This window comes from Pelagibacterium xiamenense, assembly GCF_021166475.1.
Taxonomy (GTDB): domain Bacteria; phylum Pseudomonadota; class Alphaproteobacteria; order Rhizobiales; family Devosiaceae; genus Pelagibacterium; species Pelagibacterium xiamenense.
In genome coordinates, this window is the sequence record NZ_JAJOYS010000004.1 from 30,422 (window position 1) to 56,100 (window position 25,679).

Genomic DNA, 25,679 nt, shown 5'->3' on the forward strand with positions numbered 1-25,679 from the left:
TTGTCACGAGACTTGCAGCCCCGCCGCACAAACGGCGGGGTTTCTTATTCGTTAAGCTTAGGAGCAAATATAGCTAAATATTGCGCTCGACACTAAGGACTCCTTCAGCGGCGCATGGCATATTATTGCGCTTAAGACTTGGGAGCACCGGGACAAGAACCCGGAGGGCGCCAAATGGCAGCCACAAGGTGCTCTAAGGAGGGCCGATATGGCCATTGGGCAAGTAACGATCAGCGCAGCCGACTGGATCGCAGCCAGGGTCACCGACCGCATGGCCATCATGGCCGCCGCAAGCCGGATCGACGAGCAAAGTCAGCTTAGCGGCAACATCGCTGTCCCGCCGACCGAAGAGAACGCGCAAAGCCAGCTCGACCAGCGTCGTCGGCAACACTCCTTGCTCGCCGCCCAGGAGAGTTATCGCCGTGTAGCCGCCCGCATCAAGGCCCGCCTGGCCAGCCGGCCCCAGTCTGAGACGGTACGCGTCGAGGACGCCCTGAGGCCGTCGGCCGAACGCGCCAGGCTCCTTGAAGTCATGCGCGACAACCCCAAGCTCCTCACAACACTGATCGCCGGCACGGCCGACACGAATCAGACGCAACCGGCCAAGACCGCCGCGCGCGTCGACGCGGTTCCCGCCCCGTTTGGCGCCGGGCAGACAAAACCGTTCGAACCGCCACCCGCGCAAGAGAGCACAACCGCACAAAACACCCCCGACGGCGGCCCTGATTCCACCGACACACTAACCGTCTGGGAGACTGCCGAAGCACGCGCCGACGCAATCGCCGCCGACACGGCACTGCGCAAGGGGCTTTGGGCCGACCTGTTCGAAGCTGTCGACAAGCCGACCGACCATCGCCCCATTGTGGAAGACTGACCCCGTCGTCGCAATCCGCACAGGAACCGGCTAGACTTTGAGCCGTTATATGCATCCAACGGCGACGAGGCCCCATTGACTTACGAACAGACCGCGCTCTTTGCGCTCATCGTCCTCGTTCTCGTGGGGCTGCTTTGGGGCAAATGGCGCTACGATATCGTCGCGTTTTCCGCACTCCTCATCGGGGTCATCATCGGCGCGGTTCCGGCCGAGACCGCTTTTACAGGCTTCGGCCATGAAGCCACGATCATCGTGGCTCTCGTCCTTGTCGTCTCTGCGGGCCTGAGCCGCTCGGGTGCCGTCGATCTGATCGGCCGCGTGGCCATGGACAACGGCCGAAGCCTCAGTCAGCACATCGCAATCACCGGCTCGATTGCCGGCGTACTCTCGGCGTTCATGAACAACGTGGCGACCCTCGCGCTTTTCATGCCGGTGGATATCCAGGCTGCCAAGAAAGCCGGCCGCAGTCCCGCCCTGACCCTGATGCCACTGTCCTTCGCGACAATCCTTGGCGGTCTCGTCACCCTTATCGGCACGCCCCCCAACATCGTTGTCGCCGCTTACCGCGAGCGTGCGCTTGGCGCGTCCTACACGATGTTCGATTTTGCGCCCGTCGGCGCCGCCTGCGCCCTTGTCGGCATCGCCTATGTGGCGCTCATCGGCTGGCGCCTGATCCCCACGCGCGGCGGCAAAGCGGACGGCGTCGAGCCCGCGCCCGAGGATTTCGTCGCCGAGCTGATCGTCGCCGAAGGCTCCAAGGCCATTGACGAGAAAATGCGCGATCTCGACGCGCCGGCGGCCGAACACGACTGCGCCGTCCTGGGGCTCGTGCGCAAGGGCAAACGCCTACCCGGCCGTGCGCGAAACGAGGTGGTGGCCGAAGGCGATATCCTGGTCGTCCTGGGTTCAGCCGAAGCGCTTGAGGCCCTTGCCGGAGCGCTCGGGCTGAGGCATCAGGGCAAGTCTGGCCAGATCGCCGAGGTCACCTCCGAAATGACCCTCGCAGAGGTTGTTATCGCGCGCGATAGCAACCTCGAGGGTCGCCGTGCCAACGACGTCTACTTCCTGCGCAGTCGCGGTCTTTCGCTTGTCGGGCTGAGTCGGGAAGGCCGTGCGATCAATCAACGCATCCGCACAACGCCCCTGCACGCAGGCGACGTCCTATTGTTGCTGGGCACGCCCGAAGCGGTCGCCTCCTTCACCCACCGTTCGGGCGCCCTCTCGCTCAAGCGCGGTGAGCGCGCAGTGACCCGGCATGAAAAGGCCATCGGCGCCATCGGCCTGTTCGCGTTGGCAATCGCTGCTGCGGTCATGGGATTCGTTCCCCTGCCCATAGCCCTCGGCGTTGTCGCAATGGGGTTCGTCCTGTTCGACATCCTGCCGCTCAGAGATCTTTACGATTCCATCGAATGGCCGGTGATCGTGCTCCTGGGCTCGATGATCCCCATCGGCGTCGCGCTCGAGGAGACCGGCGGCACGCTGATCATTGCCGAAATGCTGGCCGATGTGAGTACGGGCCTGCCCGCCTGGGCCGCGGTGGCGCTCGTCCTGGTGGTCACCATGACGCTCTCGGACGTCCTCAACAACACCGCTACAGCCGTCGTCGCCGCGCCGATCTCGGTGCAGCTCGCGCAGACCCTCGGGGTCAATCCCGACTCGTTCCTCATGGCCGTCGCCGTGGGGTCGAGCTGCGCCTTCCTCACCCCCATCGGACACAAGAACAACATGCTCATTCTGGGGCCCGGCGGCTATCGCTTCGGGGATTACTGGCGCATGGGGCTGCCGCTCGAGGCGATCGTTACCGCCGTCGCCGTACCGATGATCATGATCGTCTGGCCGCTGTAGAACTGTAGGCCGGTCAGCCCTCGGCCGCCGTTGCACCGGTCGTGGCGGTTTCCGTGCCGTCTGTCGGCTGTCCAGGACCCGCGGCGGCGCCTTCTCCGCCACCGAACGGGCTGAAGAGCGTATCGAAAAAGTCATCGACGGCATTATTGAGCGCCTCGCCGCGCGCCTCGGCGGCAGCCTGAGCCTCAAGCGCGCGCTGCTCTGCCGCAAGCGCGGCAGCCTCGGCCTCGGCAAGCCGGATGATTTCCGCATCGAGCGCCTGCGCGTCGGCCTGCTGCTTGGCGACGAATGCCGTCACGATCGCCTCGTCCGCCCGCACCGGTGCGCACGAGCCGGCCATGCTGGCCGCAGCGGCAACGGCGGAGGGCTGCATGAAGACATAGCGCCCGTTGCATACGTCCCAGGCGGGTGGCTGTTTGGCGACCTCGAAATAGTCGTAGCCTTCCTTGATGTTCTGCCAGAAATCCATGTGCGGGCTGTCCTGGTGCCGTGCAAGGTTGGCCGGTGTCATGCGGAAGGGAAAGATCTGCACCTCGAAATTGCGCTGCCCGCCCTCAAAGGCTTCGCGCGCCAACGCATAGATCTCGGTGATCTGCTCGTCCTCCATCGCGTAGCAGCCCGCCGACGAGCACGCGCCGTGCACCATCAGATGCGAGCCGGTACGCCCGTGCGACCGGTCGAACTTGTTGGGAAAGCCCAGATTGAAGGCGAGGTGATAGTTCGAGTGGGGGTTCATCAGCCCCGGGGTGATCGTATAGAAGCCCTCGGGCGCCTGCCGGTCGCCCTCGGCGAATTTGGGGCCCAGTTCGCCCGACCACGCGCAGATGTCATAGGTATTGAAGAGCTTGTAGGCACCGTCGCGCGTCTGCTTCCAGACCTCGAGCTTGGCCTCTTCCTTGAAGATCCGCACCATCATCGCCGCACCGGGCGACGAGCCCATCGACGCGAGCTTGGATTCTGCAGCCGAAGACAGAGGCACCAGATGCCGCCCGTCGCCTTCAAGCGGCGAACACGCGATGGCAAATGCGCCCACGACCAGAACGGCCAGCACAGTGCGAACAAAAGAGACGACCATTATGCCCTTGCCCTAGATAGCCCGCCCCCAAGAGCCAACCATTGCGCCTTGATGGTTAAGACGGGGTAAGATTTTCGCCTGCCCGAAGCAGAAATCCGCGCAATTTGCGAAAAATCCCGCTCAAATCTAGGTGAGCGCCGTGCCCATGGCCAGAAATTTTTCGCGCCGGTGTTCGCGGATTTCCAGGGGGCCGTACCCGTCCCCGAAATTGTCGACGAAATCGACAATCTGCTTTTTCGCTTCGGCGATCACCACATCGGGCTTGCGGTGCGCGCCGCCGATCGGCTCTTCGATGATGGCGTCGATGATCCCCATCGAAAGCAGATCCTGCGCAGTGATTTTCTGGGCTGCCGCCATGTCCTGCGCGCGGCCCGCGTCTCGGAAGAGGATCGCCGCGCCCGGCTCGGGAGAAATCACCGAATAGATCGCGTGTTCGAGCATGAGGACGCGGTTGGCGGTCGCAATCGCGATCGCGCCGCCCGAACCACCCTCTCCGATCACGAGCGCGATATTGGGCACGCCGAGTTCTAGGCATTTTTCCGTCGAACGCGCGATGGCTTCGGCCTGCCCGCGCTCCTCGGCGCCGATGCCCGGATAGGCGCCCGCCGTATCGACGAAGGAAACCACCGGCAGCCCGAACCGGTCGGCCATCTCCATCAGCCGCACGGCCTTGCGGTAACCCTCGGGCCGCGCCATGCCGAAATTGTGCTTCAACCGGCTCTCGGTGTCGTTGCCCTTTTCCTGGCCAAGGATGGCAACCGGACGTCCGTCGATCCGCCCGAAACCGGCCTGGATCGCAGGGTCTTCGGCAAACTTGCGATCACCCGCAAGCGGGGTCCATTCCGTGACCATCGCCTTGCAGTAGTCCGAAAAGTGCGGGCGCTGCGGATGGCGCGCGACCTGGGTCTTCTGCCAGGGCGTAAGTTTCCTGTAGATATCCTTGAGCGCGTCGTCGGCGCGCTGCTGGAGCCGCAGCACCTCGTCGGAAATCGAGACCGCATCATCGGTCTGCGCAAGGGATTTGAGCTCGGCGATCTTGCCTTCGAGTTCAGCGACCGGCTTTTCGAAATCGAGATATGACTGCATGCACTCTGCCCGTCTTTTCGGGCAACCTTCTCATTTTTCTTGTGTCCCGGCCAGATAGGAACGCAATCCGGCACGGACGCGGGCTTGGCTATGCCCTCAAAGTGGCGCGAAAGTGTCGGGATCGCGGGGGATTGTCAAGAACCGGGATCGCTGAGCGGATGCCGCGTTTCCAAAAGCTCGCGCAAATGCGCGTCGAGCACGTGAGTATAGATCTGCGTGGTCGAGATATCCGCATGGCCCAAAAGCATCTGCACGACCCGCAAGTCCGCGCCATGCTGGAGCAAATGGCTGGCAAAGGCATGCCGGAGCGCGTGCGGGCTGACCGCGGCCGCAGGCAGGCCCGCGCGCGCCGCCAGCGCCTTCAGATCGCGCGCGAAGACCTGCCGCGCAAGATGCCCGTTGGCACCCGAGGCCGGAAACATGAAACGCGTCTTCTCACGGCCCTCCAACCAGCCCATGAGCGCATCGCGCGCGCGGTCGTTGAGCGGCACGATGCGCTCCTTGCCGCCCTTGCCGGTGACCGTGAGATAGCTCGCATCCCGCATCAGAGCCTTGCGCTCGAGCGCAACCAGCTCGGAAACCCGCAGACCCGTTGCGTAAAGCAGCTCGAGGAGCACATAGAGCCGGACGGCTTTTTCCTCACCGGACGACGCCTCCTCTTCCGCCAATCCCAGCAGCCGGTCGACATCCTCGACACTCATCACCTTTGGAAGCGGACGTCCCGGCTTCGGGCTGGCGATAATGCGCGTCGGATCGTCCTCGCGCAGACCCTCGGAAACGAGGAACCGGTGGAACTGCCGAATTGCGCTCAACCGGCGCGCCTGTGAACTTGCCGCAAGCCCCTGCGCCTCGAGCCCGGCGAGATAATCGGCTACCGCATCGCGGGGCGCCTTGAGGGCGCGCTGCTGCCTGCCGGCAAGCGCGTCGAGATAGTCATCGAGGTCCCGCCGGTAGCTCGCGATCGTGTTGGCAGCCGCGCCCCGCTCGGCGCTCATCATTTCGAGAAACGCGTCGAGCAGATGATGTTCTGGCTTCATTGCCTGTTGCTCTCGGCCAGCAATTCCGCCGTCGGCACGCGGACCGTCACTTCCTTCTCGCGCGGCTCGACGAAAACCATGAGCGCGAACATCCCCGCATAGGCGAGACCTACAATAAAGGCCGTGAGAATGAGGAGGCGGAACAGTGTGGGCACGGGCAGATTTCTCCTGTGGGTATGGTCTCCTATTTCAGCGCCAGCATCAAGCACCGCCGCTTCGCACACCCTTCTCACGCCTAGCGCTTACTCCTGAATCTGACCGATCGCTGCGTCGGTGGCAGTTGGCAGCCCGCTTGACATTGCGTCGCCCGGGCGCTTGAACACGGCGGGCACGCTGGAGGAAACGCGCCGGAGATGGGACAGAAGGGACGCCAAGCCATGTTGCGATCGGCCGATGAGGAGATCGTGGAACTTCTCGCCGGCCGGCCGATCCTGCTCGTGGGCATGATGGGCGCCGGCAAAACCACTGTGGGCCGCCGACTCGCGGCTCGGCTGGGGCTCGACTTCGTTGATTCGGACGCCGAGATCGAAGCCGCCGCAGGCATGCCCGTACCAGACATCTTTTCCTCCCGTGGCGAAGACGAATTCCGCGCCGGAGAAACCCGTGTCATCGCGCGGCTCCTGCGCGAGCATAAGGGCATCATCGCGACCGGCGGCGGCGCCTTCATGAGCACCGACACCCGCGCCCTCGCCAAGGAATTGGCGATCTCAATCTGGATAAAGGCCGAGTTCGAATTGCTCTTTTCCCGCGTGTCGCGCCGCTCGAACCGTCCCTTGCTCAAGACCCCCGACCCGCGCGGGACATTGAAGGCGTTGATCGACGCCCGGTACCCGACCTATGCCCTCGCGGACATCACCATTACCTCGCGCGACGTTCCGCACGATGCCGTCGTCGACGATATTCTCGAAGCGCTCGACACCTATTTGAAGGCCGGAACCGACCATGACCGATAGCCCCGCCGAGACCCTCGTCGCAGTCCCGCTGGGAGACCGCGCGTACGACATCGTCATCAGCAGGAACGCCATCGACAGCGCGGGTGACCGGCTCAAGACACTCTTTCCCGGCGCCCGCTTCGGCATCGTCACCGACGAGAACGTCGCCAAGGCCCAGCTTCCGCGGCTCACAGCGGCGCTCGATGCCGCGGGGCTCGCGCACACCACAATCACCGTACCCGCGGGCGAGGCGAGCAAGTCCTATGCCTGTTTCGAGTATGTCGTCGATGCCATTCTGGAAGCAAAGCTCGAACGCAGCGACATCGTCATCGCCCTCGGCGGCGGCGTGATCGGCGACCTCGCGGGTTTCGCCGCCTCGGTGGCGCGGCGCGGCATGGATTTCGTCCAGATCCCCACGTCGCTCCTCGCACAGGTCGATTCCTCGGTCGGCGGCAAGACCGGGATCAACTCCCGCCATGGCAAAAACCTCGTCGGCGCCTTCCACCAGCCGCGCCTTGTGCTCGCCGATCTTTCTGCGCTCGAGACGCTGCCCGAGCGCCAGTTCCGCGCCGGCTATGCCGAAGTCGCCAAATACGGACTGATCGACGATGCGGCATTCTTTTTCTGGCTTGAGGATAATTTCAAGGAGATCGCTTCCGGCGGTCCGGCGCGCGCCGAAGCCATTGCACGCTCCTGCGCCGCCAAAGCACGCGTCGTCGTCGCCGACGAGCGCGAAACCGGTGCCCGGGCGCTCCTGAACCTTGGGCACACCTTCGGCCACGCGCTCGAAAAGGCCACCGGTTATTCCGACCGCCTGCTGCACGGCGAAGGCGTCGCCATCGGCATGGTCCTCGCGCATCGGTTTTCCGCGAAGCTCGGGCTCTGCCCCGGCCAGGACGTCAGCCGCGTTATCGCCCATTTGCAAAGCGCGGGTCTGCCCACTACATTGGCTGACATTCCCGGAGACTTGCCACCCACTTCCCGATTGATGGACATGATCGCGCAGGACAAGAAGGTTTCCCGCGGCGCCCTCACGTTCATCCTCACGCGCGGGATCGGGCAATCGTTCATCGAGCGCAACGTCGATCCGGCACAGGTAAGTACTTTCCTCGAGGACATACGATAATGGACACAACCCTCTGGTTGTCTCTTGCTGCCATCATCGCCCTTCTGGCGATGAGCTTTTTCTTTTCGGGCTCGGAAACCGCACTGACCGCCGCCTCGCGGGTGCGCATGCACCAGCTCGCGCGATCGGGCAATCCGCGCGCGACTCTGGTCGAGAAGCTGACGTCCGAAAAGGAGCGGCTCATCGGCGCCATCCTTCTGGGCAACAACGTCGTCAACATTCTCGCCTCGACGCTGGCTGCGAGCGTGCTCATTCAGATCTTCGGGGAAGCCGGCATCGCCTACGCGACGCTCGCCATGACAGCAGCAGTGGTTATCTTCTCCGAGGTGCTGCCCAAGACCCTTGCGCTCCTGCGCCCCGACGGCTTCGCACTCGTCGTCGCGCCTGTGATCCGCGTCATCGTCTTTCTCTTTGCGCCGGTGACCCACGCGGTCCAGGGACTGGTCAACATCATCCTCCGCGCCTTCGGGCTCGACACCACCAAGGCGAGCGCGATTTCCGCCCATGAAGAGCTGCGCGGCACGGTGGATTATTTTCACTCAGAAGGCGAAGTGGTCAAACACGACCGCGACATGCTCGACGGCATTCTCGACCTGCGGGAGCTCGAAGTCTCCGACGTGATGGTGCACAGAACCCGCATGCTCGCGCTCGACGCCGACATGCCTGCGGACGAGCTGATCGGCGCCATTCTCGACAGCCCGTTCACCCGTGTGCCGCTTTACCGCGAAAAGCAGGACAACATCGTGGGCATCGTCCACGCCAAGGACCTGCTGCGCGCGATCCAGAAGGCCGAGGGCGACGTCTCCAAGGTCAACGTCCAACGCATCGCCTTCAAGCCGTGGTTCGTGCCGGACACAACTTCGGTCCAGGCGCAGCTGAACGCGTTTTTGAAGCGCAAGCTCCATTTTGCGCTCGTCGTCGACGAGTATGGCGAAGTGCAGGGTCTCGTGACCCTCGAGGATATCCTCGAGGAAATCGTGGGCGATATCGCCGACGAGCACGACACCGTTATCGAGGGCCTGACAAAACAGGCCGACGGTTCCTATATCATGGACGGCAGCCTGCCGATCCGCGATTTGAACCGCGCACTCGACTGGAACCTGCCGGACGAGGAAGCGACGACGCTCGCGGGCCTCGTAATCCACGAAGCCAAGCTCATCCCCGAGCCCGGCCAGCAGTTCACGTTTCACAACCTGCGCTTCAAGGTGCTCAAGAAGACCCACAACCGGATTACCCAGTTGCGGGTCACACCGATCGATCAGAACGTCGCGGCGAAATAGGCTGAAGCTGCCCGCTCAGCTCTCGACTTCGATCGCCAGCGCGTGCAGGCCCGCGTCGAACTGGGGCTTCAGTGCCTCATTGATGGCACGATGTTGCGCCACACGGCTCAGTCCGGCGAGCTTCGGGCTCGCGATGCGGACCCGGAAATGCGTGTTTCCACCCTCACGCCAGCCCGCATGGCCGCGGTGACGTTCGGATTCGTCCTCGACTTCGAGAAAGCTGGGAGAAAAACGATCGGTCAGTGTGGCTTCAATCGTGTCGCGTACGCTCATGATGTCAACAGGCCTCTGCGTTGATTTTGGCCAATAAGGCCGGGGCAAACGGATTTGAAAGGGTATATGCTTATGGGCTGCGATTTGCGCAAGGGTCCAAGAGCAGACCGGAACGGCTAGAAAAGTGACGATGAAAGAAACGAATAAACTGTTCGATTCCATTCGCATCAAGCCCCGCCGCGGCGGCGCCTCCACCGAGCAGGCGGCCGATACGCGTCCAGGCTGCGATTGGGACGGCTGCGACAATCCCGGAATATACAAAGCTCCCAAGGGTGCCGCGGCCGAAGGGAAATTCCACAATTTCTGCCTCGAGCACGTGCGCCACTACAACAAGGCCTACAACTATTTCTCCGGTATGAGCGACGAAGAGATCGCCAACCATGCCCAGAAGATGAACGCGCCCGGCAGCCGCGAAACCTGGGCGTTCGGCTCCAACCGCATGGGCGCATCCAACCCGCAGCCGCGCAAGTTCAAGACGCGTGACTATACCGGCAAGCGGATGCACGATCCCAACAACCTGTTCGCTCGTCTTCAGCGCAACCAGGCCCGCGCCAATGGCGGCACGCAGACCGAACGCGAGGTCACGCTTACCGGCCAGGACCGCATGGCGCTCGAAACCCTTGGGCTGGAGGGTCGTAAATCGCGCGAGGAAATCAAGTCGGCCTATAAGAGCCTCGTCAAAATCCATCACCCCGACGCCAATGGCGGCGACAAGCGTTCCGAAGAGCGCCTGCGCGCGATTATTTCAGCCTACAATCATTTGAAGGCGAAAGGGCTGGTATAGCCTGGCCCGACTGCACAAATAAGCAGCCAACGACGGGCTAGGCCAATGACGGGAATGCTGTTATAGGTCAGCCGCATTTCTCCTGCCGACGCGATTAAAGACGCGCCTTTTCAAGAGGCAAGACTATGACTGAGTTTTCCAACCTGCCCGATACCGAGTTTAACGTCCGCGAAACGTTCGGCATCGACAGCGACCTCGTGGTCAAGGGCTATAAGGACACCGATCCGCACGTCCCCGAGCTGGACCCCGACTATCTGTTCGACCGCAACACCACCCTTGCGATTCTCGCCGGCTTTGCATTCAACCGCCGCGTCATGGTGCAGGGCTATCACGGCACGGGGAAATCCACCCATATCGAGCAGGTCGCAGCGCGCTTGAACTGGCCGCTGGTGCGCGTCAACCTCGACAGCCACGTCTCGCGGATCGATCTCGTGGGCAAGGACGCGATTGTCTTGAAGGACGGCAAGCAGGTCACCGAATTCCGCGACGGCATACTGCCCTGGGCGGTGCAGAACAACATCGCGCTCGTGTTCGACGAATACGACGCCGGACGTCCCGACGTGATGTTCGTGATCCAGCGCATCCTCGAGGCCTCGGGCCGCCTGACGCTTCTCGACCAGAACCGCGTGATCCGTCCGCATCCCGCGTTCCGCCTGTTCGCGACCACCAACACCATCGGGCTGGGCGATACCTCGGGGCTCTATCATGGCACCCAGCAGATCAACCAGGGTCAGATGGACCGCTGGTCAATCGTCACGACGCTCAACTATCTGCCGCACGAAAAGGAAACCGGGATCGTTCTCGCCAAGGCCAAGTCCTATCAGAACCCCGAGGGCGAAAAGACCGTTTCCAACATGGTGCGCGTCGCCGATCTCACGCGTTCGGCCTTCATCAACGGCGACCTTTCCACCGTGATGAGCCCTCGCTCGGTGATCACCTGGGCGGAAAACGCGGAAATCTTCGGCGACATCGGCTTTGCTTTCCGGCTGACCTTCCTCAACAAGTGCGACGAACTCGAACGCCCCGTTGTGGCCGAGTTCTATCAGCGCGTGTTTGGTGAAGACCTGCCCGAATCCGCGGCCAATCTCGCGATTTCCGCTTAACCTTCATTTCTATGCACGGCCCCCAACCATCCGGGCCGTGCCGGATGATTGCCCATGGCCACGCCACCGCGCCCGAAAGCCAATAAACCCGATCCGACCCTGGTGTTCAAATCCGCCGTGGGCGCGACCGTGCGGACGATTGCGGGCAAGCCCGAGCTTGAGGTGAGCTTTACCGCCGACCGGGCGATCCTGACGTCGGACAAGGCCCGGCTAGCGGCGCTACCGCGTCTCCCGACGACGCGCGACATCGCGATCGCACGCGGGCAGGGCGATGCCATGGCGATGCGGCTGGCGAGCCACGACCCGGCCTGCCACCGCAAGATGGCGCCGCAGGACCCTGATGCCCGCGCTGTTTTCGATGCGCTTGAGCAGGCCCGCGTGGAGTCTTTGGGCGCCAAGCGCATGGCCGGCATGGGCGCGAACCTTGCTGAAATGCTCGAGGACCGGCTGTTCCGCGCCAACTATGCCAATGTGACCGAACTCGATGACGCCCCCCTCGCCGAAGCGCTGGGCCTGATGTTGCGCGAAAAGCTCGCCGGGATCGACGTGCCGCCCTCCGGACGCGAGATCGTCAATCTCTGGCGCGAGGAAGTGGAGACGCGCACGGGGACGTCACTGGACGCGCTCGCGCAGCATCTCGACAATCAGACCGAATTCTCCCGCGCCGCCCGCACCATTCTGCGCGACCTTGATCTGATCTCGGATGCCGAACTCGATCAGCAGGAGCCCGACGAGAGCGACGGCGGCGACGCGGACGCGCAGAACAACCAGGCCGTCAACGGCGACGAAGACCAGCAAGAGGGTGAATCCGACGGCGCCGAAATGGAAGGCACCGAAGAGGCGCCCGGCGAGCACGAGGAAGCCGGCGACGTCGAGGGCATGGAAGCCGACATGGCTGAGGGCGACGAAGAGGCCGCCCAGGCCAGCGAGGATACCCCCGCCCCGCCGCCCCAGGGGGACGGCGAGCACCGGCTGTCCAACGAGCCGACCTACAAGATCTTCACCAACAAGTTCGACGAGATCGTTTCCGCCGCCGAACTCTGTCCCACCGAAGAGCTCGACCAGCTCCGGCAATTGCTCGACAAGCAGCTCGAGCACCTCGCCGGTGCCGTGGCGCGGCTCGCCAACAAGCTCCAACGCCGCCTGATGGCGCAGCAGAACCGCGGCTGGGATTTCGATCTCGAAGAAGGCATCCTCGACACAGCGCGCCTGACCCGCGTTGTGACCGATCCGCTGCAGGCACTCTCGTTCAAGGAAGAACGCGATACCGAATTCCGCGACACCGTGGTGACCCTGCTGATCGACAACTCCGGCTCGATGCGCGGTCGGCCGATCACCATCGCGGCGATCTGCGGGGATATTCTCGCGCGCACGCTCGAGCGCTGTGGCGTGAAGGTCGAGATCCTCGGCTTCACCACCCGCGCCTGGAAGGGCGGCAAATCGCGCGAGGCGTGGCTCGATGCCGGACGACCGCCCAACCCGGGCCGCGTCAACGATATCCGGCACATCATCTATAAGAGCGCCGACGAGCCATGGCGGCACGCCAAGCGCAACCTCGGGCTGATGATGCGCGAGGGGCTCCTGAAGGAGAACATCGACGGCGAGGCCTTGCAATGGGCCCACAAGCGTCTGCTTGGCCGCCCGGAAAACCGCCGCATCATGATGGTGATCTCCGACGGCGCCCCGGTCGACGACTCCACCCAGAGCGTCAATCCGGGTAATTACCTCGAAGCGCACCTGCGTTCGGTGATCGAGGAGATCGAGACCCGCTCGCCCATCCAACTCGTCGCCATCGGCATCGGCCACGACGTGACGCGCTACTACCGCCGCGCCGTCACCATTCTGGATGCGGACGAGCTCGCCGGTGCGATGACGGACAATCTCGCCGCGCTGTTCGATGAGGAAGCCCCCGGCGAAGCGCGCAGGCGATGGCGCTGAGAGCCCCGGCCCTCGCCGCATTCGCCCTGCTCGCCGCAGCCCCGGCATGCGCCGAACCCATCACCGTGGACGCCCAGCGCATCGCAACCTTCCAGGGTGCACGCGTCGGTGAACCCGTCGACAGTCTGGTCTTCCGGGGCGGGCTCGAACTCGACAGCACCGCCGAGGATTTCGGCGGCATCTCGGATATCGGCATTTTCAACGGCACGCGCTTCGTCGCCGTCATCGACAGCGGCTGGCTTCTTTCGGGACAATTCGATTACGACGCAGAAAGCATCCTCTCCGGCCTGAGCGCGGTCGAGATCACGACCGTGACCGACAGCGCCGGCGAACGTCCCTATGGTTGGCGCGAAAAAGACGCCGAGGCGCTCGATGTCATTATGCGCGATGACGCCCCGGCAGCCATCCGCGTCGGCTTCGAGCGCATCACCCGGGTCCTAGACTATACGCTTTCCGCAAACCGCCCCGTGCCCCCTGCCCGATCCGTCGCAATCCCCGGCTGGCTGAGCCAGTTGCGCGGTAACGAGACGATCGAAGCGCTCTGCATCGCCCCACCCGCGTCCCCCATCGCCGGGTCGACGCTCATCCTCACCGAGGGCGCGGCCAACGGCTCGGGCTGGGCGGCGACGCTGTTGGGTGTCGAGGATCGGGGAGACCTCGCCTTGAGCCGCACCGGCGACCTCCATCCCACCAGTTGTGCCTTCCTGCCCGACGGCGACCTGCTGGTACTCGAACGCGGTCTCTTCATGCTCAGCTTCACCACCCGCATCCGCCGCATCTCGGCAGAGGATGTACACGCCGGGGCCGTCATGGACGGCGATATCCTTTTCCAAGCGTCCGGACGCGACGTGGACAATTTCGAGGGATTGGCCGTCTATCGGCATGCCAGCGGAGAAACACGCCTTGCCATTGTCTCCGATGACAATTTCAATAGCTTCCAAAGAACGTTGCTTTACGAATTCGCCCTGCGCTGACTTCCCCACCCCCAAGGAGAACTCCATGAACATCGATCTCTTGCGCGCGCTTTGCGAGACACCCGGCGCGCCGGGCCGCGAGCACAAGGTCCGCGCGCTCATCGAAAAGGAAATCGAAGGCCTCTTCGACGAGGTCAAGACCGATGCCCTGGGGTCGCTCCTGTGCAAGCGCAACGGCAAGGGCGAAAACCCCGAAAAGGTCATGCTCCTGTGCCACATGGACGAGATCGCCTTTCTCGTCACCCACGTTTCGGAGAAGGGCTACATCCACATCGATCCGGTCGGCGGGTTCGATGCGCGCAACCTCTTTTCGCGCCGTGTCCTCGTCGTCACCCGCGATGGCGAGTATAAGGGTGTCATGAACCCGGGCGGCCGCCCGATCCATATTTCGAGCGCCGACGAGCGCAAGAAGATCCCCGAGCCCAAGGATTTCTTCGTCGATATCGGGTTGGGCAAGGAGACCCAGAACAAGGTCAAGGTCGGCGACTTCATCGTGATGGATGAGCCGCTCATCGAAATGGGCGAGAAGATCGTTTCAAAAGCGCTCGACAACCGCATCGCATGCTGGCTCGGCATCGAGGTCGTCCGCAAGCTCGTCGAAAACGGCGGCAAACACGATTGCGAAATCCACGTCGCCTTCACCGCCCAGGAGGAAGTCGGCCTGCGCGGTGCCCGCACCGCATCCTATGCCATCAAGCCCGACATCGGTTTCGGCATCGACACCTCGCTTGCCTGCGATACCCCCGGCGTGCCCGATAGCGAAGCGGTCAACATGCAAGGCAAAGGTTTCGGCCTCCACATCAAGGATTCCTCTTTCATCGCCGATATAGCGCTCGTCGAGGAGATCGAGGATCTGGCGATCGAAAAGAAGATCCCCTACCAGCGCACCATCCTCGCGCGCGGAGGTCAGGACGGAGCCGCCGCGCAGCAGGCTGCGGCGGGTGCCAGGGCCGTCGGAATCGTTGTGGGCACGCGCTACATCCACACGGTCACCGAGATGATCGACAAGACCGACCTGCAAGCGGCGCTCGACATTCTCGTCGCCTATCTCGAAAAGCATTGAACCAGAGAGGGCGCCCCGGAGGCGCCCTTTTTTCTAGCTCGCGATTACGACCCTGTCGGGGATCCAGCCGCGCAGGACCTTATAGGGAACGAGCAGCGCGAGGGCGACGAGCATCTTGACGACGAAGTCACCGGCCGCCAGGGAGACCCAGAGCGGCACGTCGCCGCCGACCGAGAGGAACGGCACGGGGAAAGCGAGCGAGGCGTCCTCCCGGCCAAGCCCGGTATCGAGGAAAGCAAAGGTGCCCGCGAACGCGACACCGAAGAAGAAGAGCGTGTCGATCGCCGATCCGATCGTCGACGAGATCAGCGGCGCCTGCCACCAGCGGCCTTGGCGCAGACGGTGGAAGATGACGATATCGAGCGTCTGGGCGATGAGGAACGCCGTGCCCGAGGCGACCGCAATCCGCGGACTGGCGAGCAGCATGCTCATTGCAACCGCAATTACGAAGCCCACGAGAACCACAATCCGCGCCTTTTCCGGCCCGAAATGCCGGTTGGTGAGATCGTTGACGAGAAACGCGATGGGATAGGTGAACGCGCCCCAGGTCAGAAGGTCCGCAAGATTGATCGGCCCGAGCTGCGCCTGGACCGGAAACTGGACGAAATAATTGGAGGCCGTGACGACGAAGGCCATCGCTGCGATGGCCAGAACGAAACGCGTGCTCATGACGCGAGGTCCTTTCTTACCCAGAGCGGCAATATGACCGCCGGATGTTTTCTCTGGCCGCGCCCCGGCAAATGACCGGTGCAGCCTCCCGCCCATTCTGTCGGTCGACGGGATAAACCAAACGCCGCGCATTGGATGTCAACGCGCGGCGCGAAAAAGCCGGATCAATTCGTCATGACCAAAGGCTCAGGAGGCCAGAGCCTGACGAATTTCCTTCTTGAGGCCGAGTGCGCGCGTCGAAAGCTCGTCGTCCTTGGCTTTCATGAGAAATGCGTCGAGACCGCCGCGATGCTCGACCGTGCGCAGAGCGGACGCCGAGACGCGCAGCTTGACCTGACGGTCGAGCGCTTCGGAAATCAGCGTCACATCGCACAGGTTGGGCAGAAAGCGGCGGCGGGTGCGGTTGAGCGCGTGGCTCACATTGTTGCCGGTCATCACGCCCTTGCCGGTCAGTTCACAGCGCCGTGCCATTTTGCTTTGTCCTGTCAATCAAAGACCGGGACCGGGGCATAAGCCCCAGTCGACCAGTCTGGGTACAAACGGAAAGTTTGGCGGGGATATAAAGAAACGCGCCGCACCCGTCAAGCGACTCTGCTGGTTTTGCAGCTTTGGACGCTGGACACCGCACAATCGAGCGGGCAACGTGATCGGAACCTGATTCGCCCGCCGGCAATTGGCCGTCACCCGACCAATTCGAAAGTTCAAGAGTGCGCGTGTGAGAGTGTTCTCCCTACCTTCCCTTCTTGCCGCCGGCCTCATGACGCTCGGGCTCGCCGGGCCGGCTTCCGCTCAGCAGGCCCAAGCACTGGCGCGCTACGTTGTAAGTCTCGGCGGTATCAACGTCGCTTATTTGAATGTCAGGCTCGATATCGAAAGCACCAGCTACCAGCTCGACCTGTCCGCCGACGTCGCCGGCCTCGCCCAGGTTGTTGCCGAGGGCTCGGGTTCGGTCAACTCGGGCGGCCAGGTCACGCCTTGGGGACTGGCCTCGAACCGATTCTACCTCGAGACCCGAAGCCAGGGCGAACGCTTCTCGCTCGAGACCTATTATTCGGGCGGCAACGCCTCTAACGGCATCGTCTCCCCACCTCTGGCCGACAACCCCGACCGCATCCCGGTTGAAGGAAGCCACCGCACAAACGTCAACGACCCCCTCGCAGCGTTCATCCTGCGCGGCCCGGCGCTCGACGCCTCGCTCTGCAACCGCAGGCTCAATATCTTCACCGGCATCGAACGCTTCGACATGGCACTCAGCTACGCCGACACCCAGGATGCGACGTCGACGCGCACGGGATACCAGGGGCCGGTAGTACTGTGCACCATGCGCTACATACCGATCTCGGGCCATTTCGCCAGTTCCGAGATCACCAACTACCTTGCCGATTCGACCCGCATGATGACCTGGTATATGCCGCTCGAGGGCTCTGACGTCTTCATCCCCTACCGTGTGTTGATGGGCACAAGCTTCGGCGATCTCTCGATGGTGCTGGTCGATATCGAATAGGAACGATAAGGGAAGCCTATGGGCGTACCCGCAGAATATTCCTACGCGTCCGAACAATTCCGCACCTATCTCGACGCGCTCAGGGGCCGGCTGGCGACGCATTCGAGCGCCGTTGCCTATACCTGCACCGATGGCGTTTTCCGGGTCTTTCGTGCCCGCCTCGAGCCGCAGAATGGGCTGAAATTCGCCAATGCGCTTCCCGCTGTGCTCCGCGCCATCTTCGTCGCCGACTGGGATATCGCGGCGCCACGCCGGGCCTGGGCCGACAGGCAATCCTTGACGCTCGAAATCCAGAGCGTCCGCCAACACCACAATTTCGCGCCCGATACGGTCATCTCCGACGTTGCCTGGGCTCTGCGCCAGATCGCGGAGCCCAGGGCGTTCGAGCGCACGCTATCCGAACTGCCGCCCGAGGCGCACGCGTTCTGGACGGTCGTCATCGACTAGCTCCGCCCGAGTCGGCCTGTCCCAATACGGAACGGTCAAAACTTTTTTCGTTTAAATCCGCGCCGGACATGCCCGGCAATTGGGACCAATTGGGTTTCCCTCGATCAAGTCATTGATTTTTTTGGCGTTCACGCGCCGTTAGCACCTGACCCGATTCCGTCCGAATTTACCATTTGCTAACGAAGGTGAACGGATTTGGGGGAAAACCGACCCGTTTTCGCTTCCGCGACACGCACGCGGCGTCACTTGTGGGAACGTCCGCCTGCCCCATACAAGATGCTGTAGGGAACAAACACAGATTCGGCCGGAAATGCCGATTCGGTTCTCGTTTGTTCTTTTTTCGTTCGATAAGTTAAAGTAGGCTACCGTTTGGCCCTTGCTATTCCCAATTCGATACACCACTTTCGACACGAGACTGACGGCCCCTTCCGCAACCACCGCGCCTAGGCGATGTTCCATTCCCCATCCCAAACGGTAAAGGCGGTTCTGGGACCGACCAACACCGGCAAGACACACTACGCGATCGAGCGGATGCTGGCGCACCGCAGTGGATTGATCGGCCTGCCGCTGCGGCTTCTGGCGCGTGAAGTCTATTCGCGCCTCACCGAGCGCGCCGGCGAATCGGAAGTCGCACTGGTGACCGGCGAGGAACGGATCGTCCCCAAGAATGCCCGCTACTGGGTTGCCACCGTCGAAGCCATGCCGGCCGAACTCGAGGTCGATTTCCTCGCTGTGGACGAGGTTCAGACGGCGACAGATTTCGACCGTGGGCACGTGTTCACCGACCGGATACTCAACCGCCGCGGCCGAGCGGAAACGCTGCTCCTGGGCGCGCAGACGATGGAGCCGGTTCTTCGGCGGCTGCTGCCGCACGCGGACATCCAATACCGCCCGCGGTTTTCGCAACTGACCTATGCGGGGTCCAAGAAAATCTCGCGGCTGCCGCGGCGCTCGGCCATTGTGGCCTTCTCCTCCAACGACGTCTATGCGATTGCCGAGCTTCTGCGCCGCGAGCGCGGGGGTGCCGCGGTGGTGATGGGCGCGCTTTCCCCGCGCACGCGTAACGCCCAGGTGGCGCTGTTCCAGAACGGCGACGTGGATTTTCTCGTAGCCACGGACGCCATCGGCATGGGACTAAACCTCGACGTCACCCACGTCGCCTTTGCCGCCGATTCGAAATACGACGGCCGCCAGTTCCGCCCTTTGACCCCCGCCGAAATCGGCCAGATCGCCGGCCGTGCCGGCCGGCATATGCGCGACGGGACTTTCGGGATCACCGGGGGCACGGAGCCCTTCTCCGACGAGGTCGTCGAACGGCTCGAAGCCCATGAATTCGAGCCGGTCAAACAACTCCAATGGCGCAACACCGCGCTCGATTTTACCTCCCTTGCCGATCTGCACCACAGCCTGGAAGCCGTGCCCGAGCATGCGAGCCTTACCCGCGTGCCCGTTGCCATCGACCAGAAGGCGCTCGAGCATCTGATGCGCCGCGAGGCGGCGCAACTGGCTACCACAGAAGAACGTGTTCGGCTTGCCTGGGAATGCAGCCAGATTCCGGACTATCGCGATATTTCTCCCGCGGCGCACGGCGAAATCATCGCGCGCATCTATTCAGACCTCGTTTTGAGCGGCAAGATCGACGCCGACTGGATTGCCGAGCAGGTCCGGTTCTGCGACAATACGCACGGGGACATCGATACCCTGTCCAACCGTATCCGCCAGATCCGGACATGGACGTTCATCTCGAATAGAAAAAACTGGCTGGAAGACCCCGCACACTGGCGCGAAACAACCAAGGGAATTGAGGACGCTCTCTCCGACGCTCTGCACGAAAGGCTGATCCAGCGTTTCGTCGACCGGCGGACCAGCGTGTTGATGCGTCATCTCAGAGACAAGCATATGGTATCACCACAAATTACCGAAACGGGCGAACTCACGATCGAAGGTCACGTGATCGGCACGATCGAAGGGTTCCGGTTCACGCTCTCGCGCCTCGATGGGGAAGCCGATTCGAAAAATCTGCGTGCCGCTGCGCATACAGTCGTCGCGCCGGAAATCGCCAAACGCGCCGACCGGCTCGCGGGGGCGCCCAATGAGGAATTTGTTCTGACCACCGACGGCGTCATCCGCTGGCGCGGCGAGGTGGTCGCCGAGCTGGCCGAGGGTCCGACGCTCCTTGCGCCCCGCGTCATCATCCTCGCCGACGAGGCACTTTCGGGTGCGGACCTTGAAAAGGTCGAGGACCGGCTCTCCCTCTGGCTGCGCCATCATATCAACACCCAGCTCGAACAGATCGTCGCGCTCTCCGACCCGGCGGAACTGGAAGGTACCGCGCGCGGCATCGCGTTCCAGCTCTCGGAAAACCTCGGACTCATTCCGCGCGCCCAGGTGGCCGACGATGTACGCGGGCTCGACCAGGATGTACGCGGCAAGATGCGCAAGATGGGCGTCAAGTTCGGTGCCCACCACATCTACCTTCCCATGACACTGAAGCCGGCCCCGCGCGAGCTTGCGCTTGTCCTGTGGGGGCTCAAGAATGGCGGCGTGCGCCAGCCTGGCATCGCAGAGCTGCCCCATATCATCCTTTCGGGCCGCACCTCGTTCCCGATCGATACGAGCTTCGATGCGCGGCTATACGAAATCGCCGGATTCAAGGTCGCAGGCGACCGGATCGTGCGCGTCGACATCCTCGAACGCCTCGCCGATATCATCCGCCCGCTCATCGCACACGACGCGAACCGCCCGTCCGACACCCCGCCGCCCGAGGGCGCTGCCGAGGCCAACGGTTTCCGTGTCACGGTCGAGATGACCTCGCTGCTGGGCTGCGCGGGCGAAGATTTCGCTTCGGTGCTCAAGTCGCTGGGCTACAAGGTCCGCCGCACGCCCAAGCCGAAGGCCGAGACACCGGCGGAATCGGACGCCACGGCACCCGAGGCGGCCGAAATGCCCGCCAATGCTGAACCGGGAACTGTCGGGACAGAAACGGCTGCGCCCGTCGAAGCGGCGGAGCCGGCAGAAAGCACGGAACCGGCCGAACCCGAGTTCGACGAGGTCTGGTTCCCCGCGGGCCGGCGTCCCGACCGCAACCGCGCCGCGCGCAACAAGCGGACTGAGGATGATGCACGGCCACAGAACAAGGCGTTTAAGGGCAAGAAGGCCAACCCCAAACACCGCGAATCCGACGACAAGCCCAAGGGCAGCCGGCCCAACAGACCGCGCGCCGAAAAGCCGATCGACCCGGACTCGCCGTTTGCCGCGCTCGCCGCGCTCAAGAAGTCATGACGGACACCACCCGCCAGCGGCTGGACAAATGGCTCTGGCACGCTCGGGTGGTGAAATCACGCACGCTCGCGCAAAGACTGATCGAAAGTGGTGTCGTTCGGGTCAACGGGCAACGCGTGAAAGATGCCAATACCCGCGTCGCGATCGGAGACGGGCTGACTTTCGTGCTGCACGAGCGTTTGCGTGTCCTCAAGATCCTCGGCATCGGAGAGAGACGAGGGCCGGCGCGTGACGCGACCCTGCTTTACGAAGACCTTTCTCCCGAAGCACCCAGGCGCCTCGACGTCCCAGCCTGGAAGCCCTCGCCGGCGCCGGAACACGACGAGTGAGCGACAAATTTGCGCTCTTGAGAAACTGATGCTGCTCACGCCGCGTTGCCCCGCAAAGCTTATCGTTTTGCCGCGGCAATCTTGGCATAAAGCGGTCTTGATGTAGCCCGCAAAACCGTTTAGCAACCGGTCTGCTCGGCCCTCACGCCATAACGCCAGCTCACCAGGACGTCCCATTATGACCTATGTCGTCACCGACAATTGCATCAAATGCAAATACACAGACTGCGTCGAGGTCTGTCCGGTGGACTGTTTCTACGAAGGCGAGAATATGCTGGTGATCCACCCGGACGAGTGCATCGACTGCGGAGTGTGCGAACCAGAATGCCCCGCCGAGGCCATCAAGCCCGATACCGAAGGCGGGCTCGATCATTGGCTCGAGGTTAACGCCAAATATTCGGAATCCTGGCCCAATATCACGGAGAAAAAACCCGAGCCGCCCGATGCCAAGGAATTCGACGGCGTCGAGGGCAAGTTCGAGAAATACTTCTCCGAGGCCCCCGGAGAAGGCGATTGATCTGATGGCCCTTGAAATCGGGGGCCACCGACACAACATGACAAGCGGTTCGATTCGGCCTAGTCGCACTAGGCCGAAGTGATTCCTGATCGTGAATCACGACTTTTGATTTTGTCACGAAACTGTGGTATTGTGTCCACAATCAGTTGTGAGCCTACTTTTGTCGAACCCGTGTGCCCCGAGGGGCATTTTTTTGTGACAGACGAGCGAAGTGTCTCAACGGACCGGAAAATCGGAGCCGGGCCGAGGTGACTTACGACTGAAACGGCCCCCGAAAGAGGCCGATCGCGTAAGAACTATGGTGCGCACCCCTCAGCGGAAAGCGGCCATCAAGGCGTCAACAGGAGTAGCCCAGCATGGCAACTAAAAAGATCACGCAGCGCGCGGGATTCAAGACCGGTGAATACATCGTCTATCCTGCGCATGGTGTCGGCCTGATCCAATCGATCGAAGAGCAGGAAGTCGCGGGCCTGTCCCTCGAGCTTTTTGTCATTTCCTTCGAGCAGGACAAACTGACGCTGCGCGTGCCCGTTGCCAAGATCAAGTCCGTCGGCATGCGCAAGCTCGCCGAACCCGACGCGGTCGCCAAGGCGCTGGAAACCGTCGCCGGCCGTGCGCGCGTCAAACGCACCATGTGGAGCCGCCGCGCCCAGGAATACGAGGCCAAGATCAATTCGGGCGATTTGAACGCGATCTCGGAAGTCGTGCGCGACCTGTACCGCTCCGAGGACCAGCCCGAACAATCCTATTCCGAGCGCCAGCTCTTTGAACAGGCCATGGACCGCATGAGCCGCGAGATTGCGGCGGTCAACAAGGTCACGCTGACCGAAGCGGTCAAGCTCATCACCAAGAGCCTCAACAAAAGCCCGCGCCGCGTCGCCAAGAGCGACGAAGCGGATGCCGAGGAAGCCGCCGCGTAAGTGCTGCGGCAGGACAAAACGACAAAAGGCCGGTCGAATGACCGGCCTTTTTTGCTTTCGGCCTGCACCGACTGGCTCCGGAACAACCTTAAACCACCTCGACAACCTTGTAGGAGGCCCCGGCCTCGACCGGATCTCCGGGCAGCAGGTTGTTGAGCACCAGAAACAGCTCGCGTCCGCGGTTGAGCGTGCTCATCCGCCGGGCCAGGGAATCCGCAGTATCGCCCGAGCGCGCCGTGACAAGCTCGAGCTTGACCTTGCGGATCGACGAAAGATCGCTCGCGCGCGTACGCCGGAAGCTCGCGATGGTGTTTTCTGCATCCCGCCGGAAGGCCTCTGTGTCTTCCTTGCCCGCGAAGATGAAGCGGTAGACGTCCTCGCCGATCCGGGCCACCGTAACGTGGAAATACCACTGATCGGTCTGCGCCCGGCCCGAGGCCATCTCGATGCCGTTGAGCGTTTGCGTCGTCACGGTTTCGGGCATCAGCCCGGCGATCCAGCCTGAACGCAGATAATCGGCAAGCGATACCCCGGGTTGCACCGAAGCGCTGTCGAACCGAAGCGCTGCGCCATCGCCGGCGACCGCGACGACCGCCGCATTGGAGATCTGCAGCTCATAGGCGCGAGGGACTTCGAAGGTGATCTCGCGCGCCGGATTGACGTAACGCTTTCCGACGATCGCGCCTTGGCGGGTATTGTCCCCGAAATCCATGCCCTCGATCGCCCGCAGATACCCCTCGCGATCTGTCGTTCCGGTGCCCGGCGCGCCATACTCGCGCGCGGCTTCTACGGCCCGCTGGATGCGGTCGGGCGTCGAGGGATGCGAAGAGAGGAAATCGTCACCCATCCCCGGTGTAGCGACAAATTGCGCGAACCGGCCCATGGCGGTGAGGAAGCGCGCCGCCGCGTGCGGATCGTATCCGGCGCGCGCGGCGATCTTGATGCCTTCTTGGTCAGCTTCGAGTTCCTGGCGCTGGGAGAACGCCGCAAGCGATTCCGCCGAACGCTGGGCGGTTGCGTTGGGGTCGATTACCCCGCCCAGAATACTGGTCACGACGCGGTCGACGATCTCGGAGGTCCTTACCCGGTTCGATCGCGCCCGCGCGTGCCGCAAAATGACGTGTGCGATCTCGTGTGCGATGACAGCGGCCAGCTCGCTCATGTCGTTCGCCAGCGCGAGAATTCCGCGGGTTACGTAGATAAATCCGCCGGGCAGTGCGAATGCGTTCACTTCGGACGAATCTAAAATGGTGACAGTGAACTGCGTATCGGGCTGACCTGCGGCCGCAAGCAGCCGCGAGACCATGCGCGCGAGCATCACCTCGGTCTTGCGATATTCGTAGACGCCGCCGTAATTGGCTATGATGCGCGGATGCTCGCGCAAGCCGATGACGGTGTCATCCGGATCTGTCCCCGCGGGCACCGCCGGCGCGGCGCCCGAGGTTTGGCGGGTCGCGATATCGGAATTATTCAAAAGGCCCACACAGCCTGAAAGCGCCACGGTGAACAGGGCCGTGCCCCCCAGAAGGAACTGCCGCCGGGATATTGGAAGCCCGTTCATCATACGCCCAAAATCTCGATCTGCTCGGGATGGGTCACTTCCATCCGCGGCCCGTCATGGCTTTCGATCCAACCCCGCACGCGGATGAGCCGCCCCTCCAGCGCCAGCGGATCGATACCCGCCAATTGGAAAACACGCAATCCGGCCGCATCGATCACAACGGTGAAGTCTTCCTTCCAGTAGCGCCCGAAGTTGAGATAGACGCGGTCGCCGACCTTGTCGGCATTGAGCACCCGCCCCTCGACGAGCTCATAGCCGCCCACTCGATCGAGTAAGGTGGTGACGTCGGTCGCGTCCCGCAAGGCGTAGTATGCGTCCCGCCAGATCCCGAGCCCCTCGGCGCGGCCGGACCGTTCGGCGGCATAGAGCTCGGCCAGGCAGCTCCGGTTATCCGGGAAAGAGTAGACCCGCGCCAGCCCGCGTTCGAGCATTTCGGCCTGCACCCATATCGGCCCGTCTTCGCCGGAAACGAAGACATGCGCCAACGCGCGCCCGTGCCGATCGCGGGTTTCCCCGCCATAATAGAGCGTCACCTCCTGGTGCAGAACGAGAGCGGAAAGCGCCGCTTTCGCCTCGTCGCCCAACGGCCAGGCCTCAAACCCTTCGCGCCCGAGCGGCAGCTTGGGCGCCTGCATGCCTACCAGCCTGACTGTAAGCCCCGTGTCGAGGTCCACAGTATCCCCGTCGGAGATCGAAACCACGCGCGCGCTCGGCCCGACCGTCAGCGCGGCGCAAACCTGCGCGTGCGCGGGCAGTGTCCAAAGTGTGGAGAGGCCAAGAACTGTCACAAGCAACCGATTGAGCAAATACTGGCCTCTATCCCTCGTAAGCATAAGGCGCGCGGTTATTCTTCCCGGCCCGCCGCCCTCAAAACGACGCAGCCGCGCCTACTGTGCACTCAATTACGGCAAAAATCATCCCTGCAGTCACATGGACGACACGCAATCGCGCCGATTTATATTTGAGAAAGCATAGTCGGCAGTTTCCGCCGCGACGCGCGCAGTGCGACCCGAACGATTTGGCCCGACGGGGCAATGCGCGTTACAACAGATCGACCGCC

General features: G+C 62.8%; 25 protein-coding genes. 16 read left to right on the forward strand and 9 right to left on the reverse strand.

The window, feature by feature from the left end; all coding sequences use genetic code 11:
* Positions 1-208: 208 nt before the first annotated feature.
* Complete coding sequence (locus tag LSG43_RS15280; RefSeq protein ID WP_231805773.1) at positions 209-874, forward strand: hypothetical protein; 666 nt, start codon at positions 209-211, stop codon at positions 872-874.
* 75 nt (positions 875-949) lie between these two features.
* Complete coding sequence (locus LSG43_RS15285) at positions 950-2,719, forward strand: SLC13 family permease (RefSeq protein WP_231805775.1); 1,770 nt, start codon at positions 950-952, stop codon at positions 2,717-2,719.
* A gap of 13 nt (positions 2,720-2,732) precedes the next feature.
* On the opposite strand, the gene LSG43_RS15290 is transcribed toward LSG43_RS15285, so the two are convergent.
* The 4 genes from LSG43_RS15290 to LSG43_RS15305 all read right to left on the reverse strand — a co-directional run bounded on the left by LSG43_RS15290 (position 2,733) and on the right by LSG43_RS15305 (position 6,072).
* Positions 2,733-3,794, reverse strand: a complete 1,062-nt coding sequence (locus tag LSG43_RS15290; protein WP_231805777.1) for a L,D-transpeptidase family protein — start codon at positions 3,792-3,794, stop codon at positions 2,733-2,735.
* Positions 3,795-3,920: 126 nt separating this feature from the next.
* The gene (locus tag LSG43_RS15295; RefSeq protein ID WP_231805779.1) at positions 3,921-4,880 is read right to left on the reverse strand and encodes an acetyl-CoA carboxylase carboxyltransferase subunit alpha; all 960 of its coding nucleotides are present in this window, start codon (positions 4,878-4,880) and stop codon (positions 3,921-3,923) included.
* A gap of 134 nt (positions 4,881-5,014) precedes the next feature.
* Positions 5,015-5,917, reverse strand: coding sequence for a site-specific tyrosine recombinase XerD (locus tag LSG43_RS15300; RefSeq protein WP_231805781.1), 903 nt, complete (start codon positions 5,915-5,917; stop codon positions 5,015-5,017).
* The gene (locus tag LSG43_RS15305) at positions 5,914-6,072 is read right to left on the reverse strand and encodes a histidine kinase (protein WP_231805783.1); all 159 of its coding nucleotides are present in this window, start codon (positions 6,070-6,072) and stop codon (positions 5,914-5,916) included. Before LSG43_RS15305 ends, LSG43_RS15300 begins: the two co-directional genes overlap by 4 nt.
* A 222-nt stretch (positions 6,073-6,294) precedes the next feature.
* On the opposite strand from LSG43_RS15305, the gene LSG43_RS15310 reads away from it, so the two are divergent.
* Genes LSG43_RS15310 through LSG43_RS15320 form a run of 3 tightly spaced genes read left to right on the forward strand, consistent with a single transcriptional unit; the run spans position 6,295 to position 9,255 of the window.
* Positions 6,295-6,870 (forward strand): shikimate kinase, encoded by a 576-nt coding sequence (locus LSG43_RS15310; protein WP_231805785.1) that lies wholly within the window; start codon positions 6,295-6,297, stop codon positions 6,868-6,870.
* Positions 6,860-7,975: a 3-dehydroquinate synthase gene (gene aroB, locus LSG43_RS15315; protein ID WP_231805787.1), complete on the forward strand. Its 1,116-nt coding sequence runs from the start codon at positions 6,860-6,862 to the stop codon at positions 7,973-7,975. The genes LSG43_RS15310 and aroB overlap by 11 nt, the downstream gene beginning before the upstream one ends.
* Positions 7,975-9,255, forward strand: a complete 1,281-nt coding sequence (locus tag LSG43_RS15320) for an HlyC/CorC family transporter (protein WP_231805789.1) — start codon at positions 7,975-7,977, stop codon at positions 9,253-9,255. The genes aroB and LSG43_RS15320 overlap by 1 nt, the downstream gene beginning before the upstream one ends.
* Before the next feature lie 15 nt (positions 9,256-9,270).
* On the opposite strand, the gene LSG43_RS15325 is transcribed toward LSG43_RS15320, so the two are convergent.
* Positions 9,271-9,528 (reverse strand): BolA family protein, encoded by a 258-nt coding sequence (locus LSG43_RS15325; protein WP_231805791.1) that lies wholly within the window; start codon positions 9,526-9,528, stop codon positions 9,271-9,273.
* A gap of 130 nt (positions 9,529-9,658) precedes the next feature.
* Here LSG43_RS15325 and LSG43_RS15330 point away from each other — a divergent pair, with 130 nt between their 5' ends.
* The 5 genes from LSG43_RS15330 to LSG43_RS15350 all read left to right on the forward strand — a co-directional run bounded on the left by LSG43_RS15330 (position 9,659) and on the right by LSG43_RS15350 (position 15,390).
* Positions 9,659-10,312 (forward strand): J domain-containing protein, encoded by a 654-nt coding sequence (locus tag LSG43_RS15330; protein ID WP_231805793.1) that lies wholly within the window; start codon positions 9,659-9,661, stop codon positions 10,310-10,312.
* Positions 10,313-10,437: 125 nt separating this feature from the next.
* On the forward strand, positions 10,438-11,415 hold the full coding sequence (gene cobS, locus LSG43_RS15335; protein ID WP_231805795.1) for a cobaltochelatase subunit CobS: 978 nt from the start codon (positions 10,438-10,440) through the stop codon (positions 11,413-11,415).
* A 54-nt stretch (positions 11,416-11,469) separates the two neighbouring features.
* Positions 11,470-13,353 carry a cobaltochelatase subunit CobT gene (gene cobT / locus LSG43_RS15340; RefSeq protein ID WP_231805797.1) on the forward strand — a complete coding sequence of 628 codons (1,884 nt, stop codon included), beginning with the start codon at positions 11,470-11,472 and terminating at the stop codon, positions 13,351-13,353.
* Positions 13,344-14,327, forward strand: a complete 984-nt coding sequence (locus tag LSG43_RS15345) for an esterase-like activity of phytase family protein (protein WP_231805799.1) — start codon at positions 13,344-13,346, stop codon at positions 14,325-14,327. Before cobT ends, LSG43_RS15345 begins: the two co-directional genes overlap by 10 nt.
* 25 nt (positions 14,328-14,352) lie before the next feature.
* Positions 14,353-15,390 (forward strand): M42 family metallopeptidase, encoded by a 1,038-nt coding sequence (locus tag LSG43_RS15350; RefSeq protein WP_231805801.1) that lies wholly within the window; start codon positions 14,353-14,355, stop codon positions 15,388-15,390.
* Positions 15,391-15,423: 33 nt separating this feature from the next.
* Here LSG43_RS15350 and LSG43_RS15355 read toward each other — a convergent pair whose 3' ends face one another.
* Both LSG43_RS15355 and rpmB read right to left on the reverse strand, forming a co-directional pair.
* Positions 15,424-16,059, reverse strand: a complete 636-nt coding sequence (locus LSG43_RS15355; protein ID WP_231805803.1) for a VUT family protein — start codon at positions 16,057-16,059, stop codon at positions 15,424-15,426.
* Positions 16,060-16,245: 186 nt separating this feature from the next.
* A complete protein-coding gene (rpmB, locus tag LSG43_RS15360) occupies positions 16,246-16,530 on the reverse strand; it encodes a 50S ribosomal protein L28 (RefSeq protein ID WP_231805805.1) in 285 nt (94 codons plus the stop codon).
* A 244-nt stretch (positions 16,531-16,774) separates the two neighbouring features.
* Here rpmB and LSG43_RS15365 point away from each other — a divergent pair, with 244 nt between their 5' ends.
* From LSG43_RS15365 to LSG43_RS15390, 6 genes are all read left to right on the forward strand, one after another.
* Entirely contained in the window at positions 16,775-17,563 is a 789-nt protein-coding gene (locus tag LSG43_RS15365) for a DUF3108 domain-containing protein (RefSeq protein WP_231805807.1), read from the forward strand.
* Positions 17,564-17,581: 18 nt separating this feature from the next.
* Positions 17,582-18,010, forward strand: coding sequence for a DUF2267 domain-containing protein (locus tag LSG43_RS15370; RefSeq protein WP_231805809.1), 429 nt, complete (start codon positions 17,582-17,584; stop codon positions 18,008-18,010).
* A gap of 450 nt (positions 18,011-18,460) precedes the next feature.
* Positions 18,461-21,292 (forward strand): helicase-related protein, encoded by a 2,832-nt coding sequence (locus LSG43_RS15375; RefSeq protein ID WP_231805811.1) that lies wholly within the window; start codon positions 18,461-18,463, stop codon positions 21,290-21,292.
* On the forward strand, positions 21,289-21,621 hold the full coding sequence (locus LSG43_RS15380; protein WP_231805813.1) for an RNA-binding S4 domain-containing protein: 333 nt from the start codon (positions 21,289-21,291) through the stop codon (positions 21,619-21,621). The genes LSG43_RS15375 and LSG43_RS15380 overlap by 4 nt, the downstream gene beginning before the upstream one ends.
* Positions 21,622-21,799: 178 nt before the next feature.
* Positions 21,800-22,138 carry a ferredoxin FdxA gene (gene fdxA / locus LSG43_RS15385; RefSeq protein ID WP_231805815.1) on the forward strand — a complete coding sequence of 113 codons (339 nt, stop codon included), beginning with the start codon at positions 21,800-21,802 and terminating at the stop codon, positions 22,136-22,138.
* A gap of 356 nt (positions 22,139-22,494) precedes the next feature.
* Positions 22,495-23,058, forward strand: coding sequence for a CarD family transcriptional regulator (locus tag LSG43_RS15390; protein WP_231805817.1), 564 nt, complete (start codon positions 22,495-22,497; stop codon positions 23,056-23,058).
* 88 nt (positions 23,059-23,146) lie between these two features.
* Here the strand turns inward: LSG43_RS15390 and LSG43_RS15395 are convergent, their stop codons facing one another.
* A complete protein-coding gene (locus LSG43_RS15395) occupies positions 23,147-24,622 on the reverse strand; it encodes a M48 family metalloprotease (protein ID WP_231805819.1) in 1,476 nt (491 codons plus the stop codon).
* Complete coding sequence (locus LSG43_RS15400) at positions 24,619-25,425, reverse strand: thermonuclease family protein (protein ID WP_231805821.1); 807 nt, start codon at positions 25,423-25,425, stop codon at positions 24,619-24,621. The genes LSG43_RS15395 and LSG43_RS15400 overlap by 4 nt, the downstream gene beginning before the upstream one ends.
* Positions 25,426-25,679: the final 254 nt, after the last annotated feature.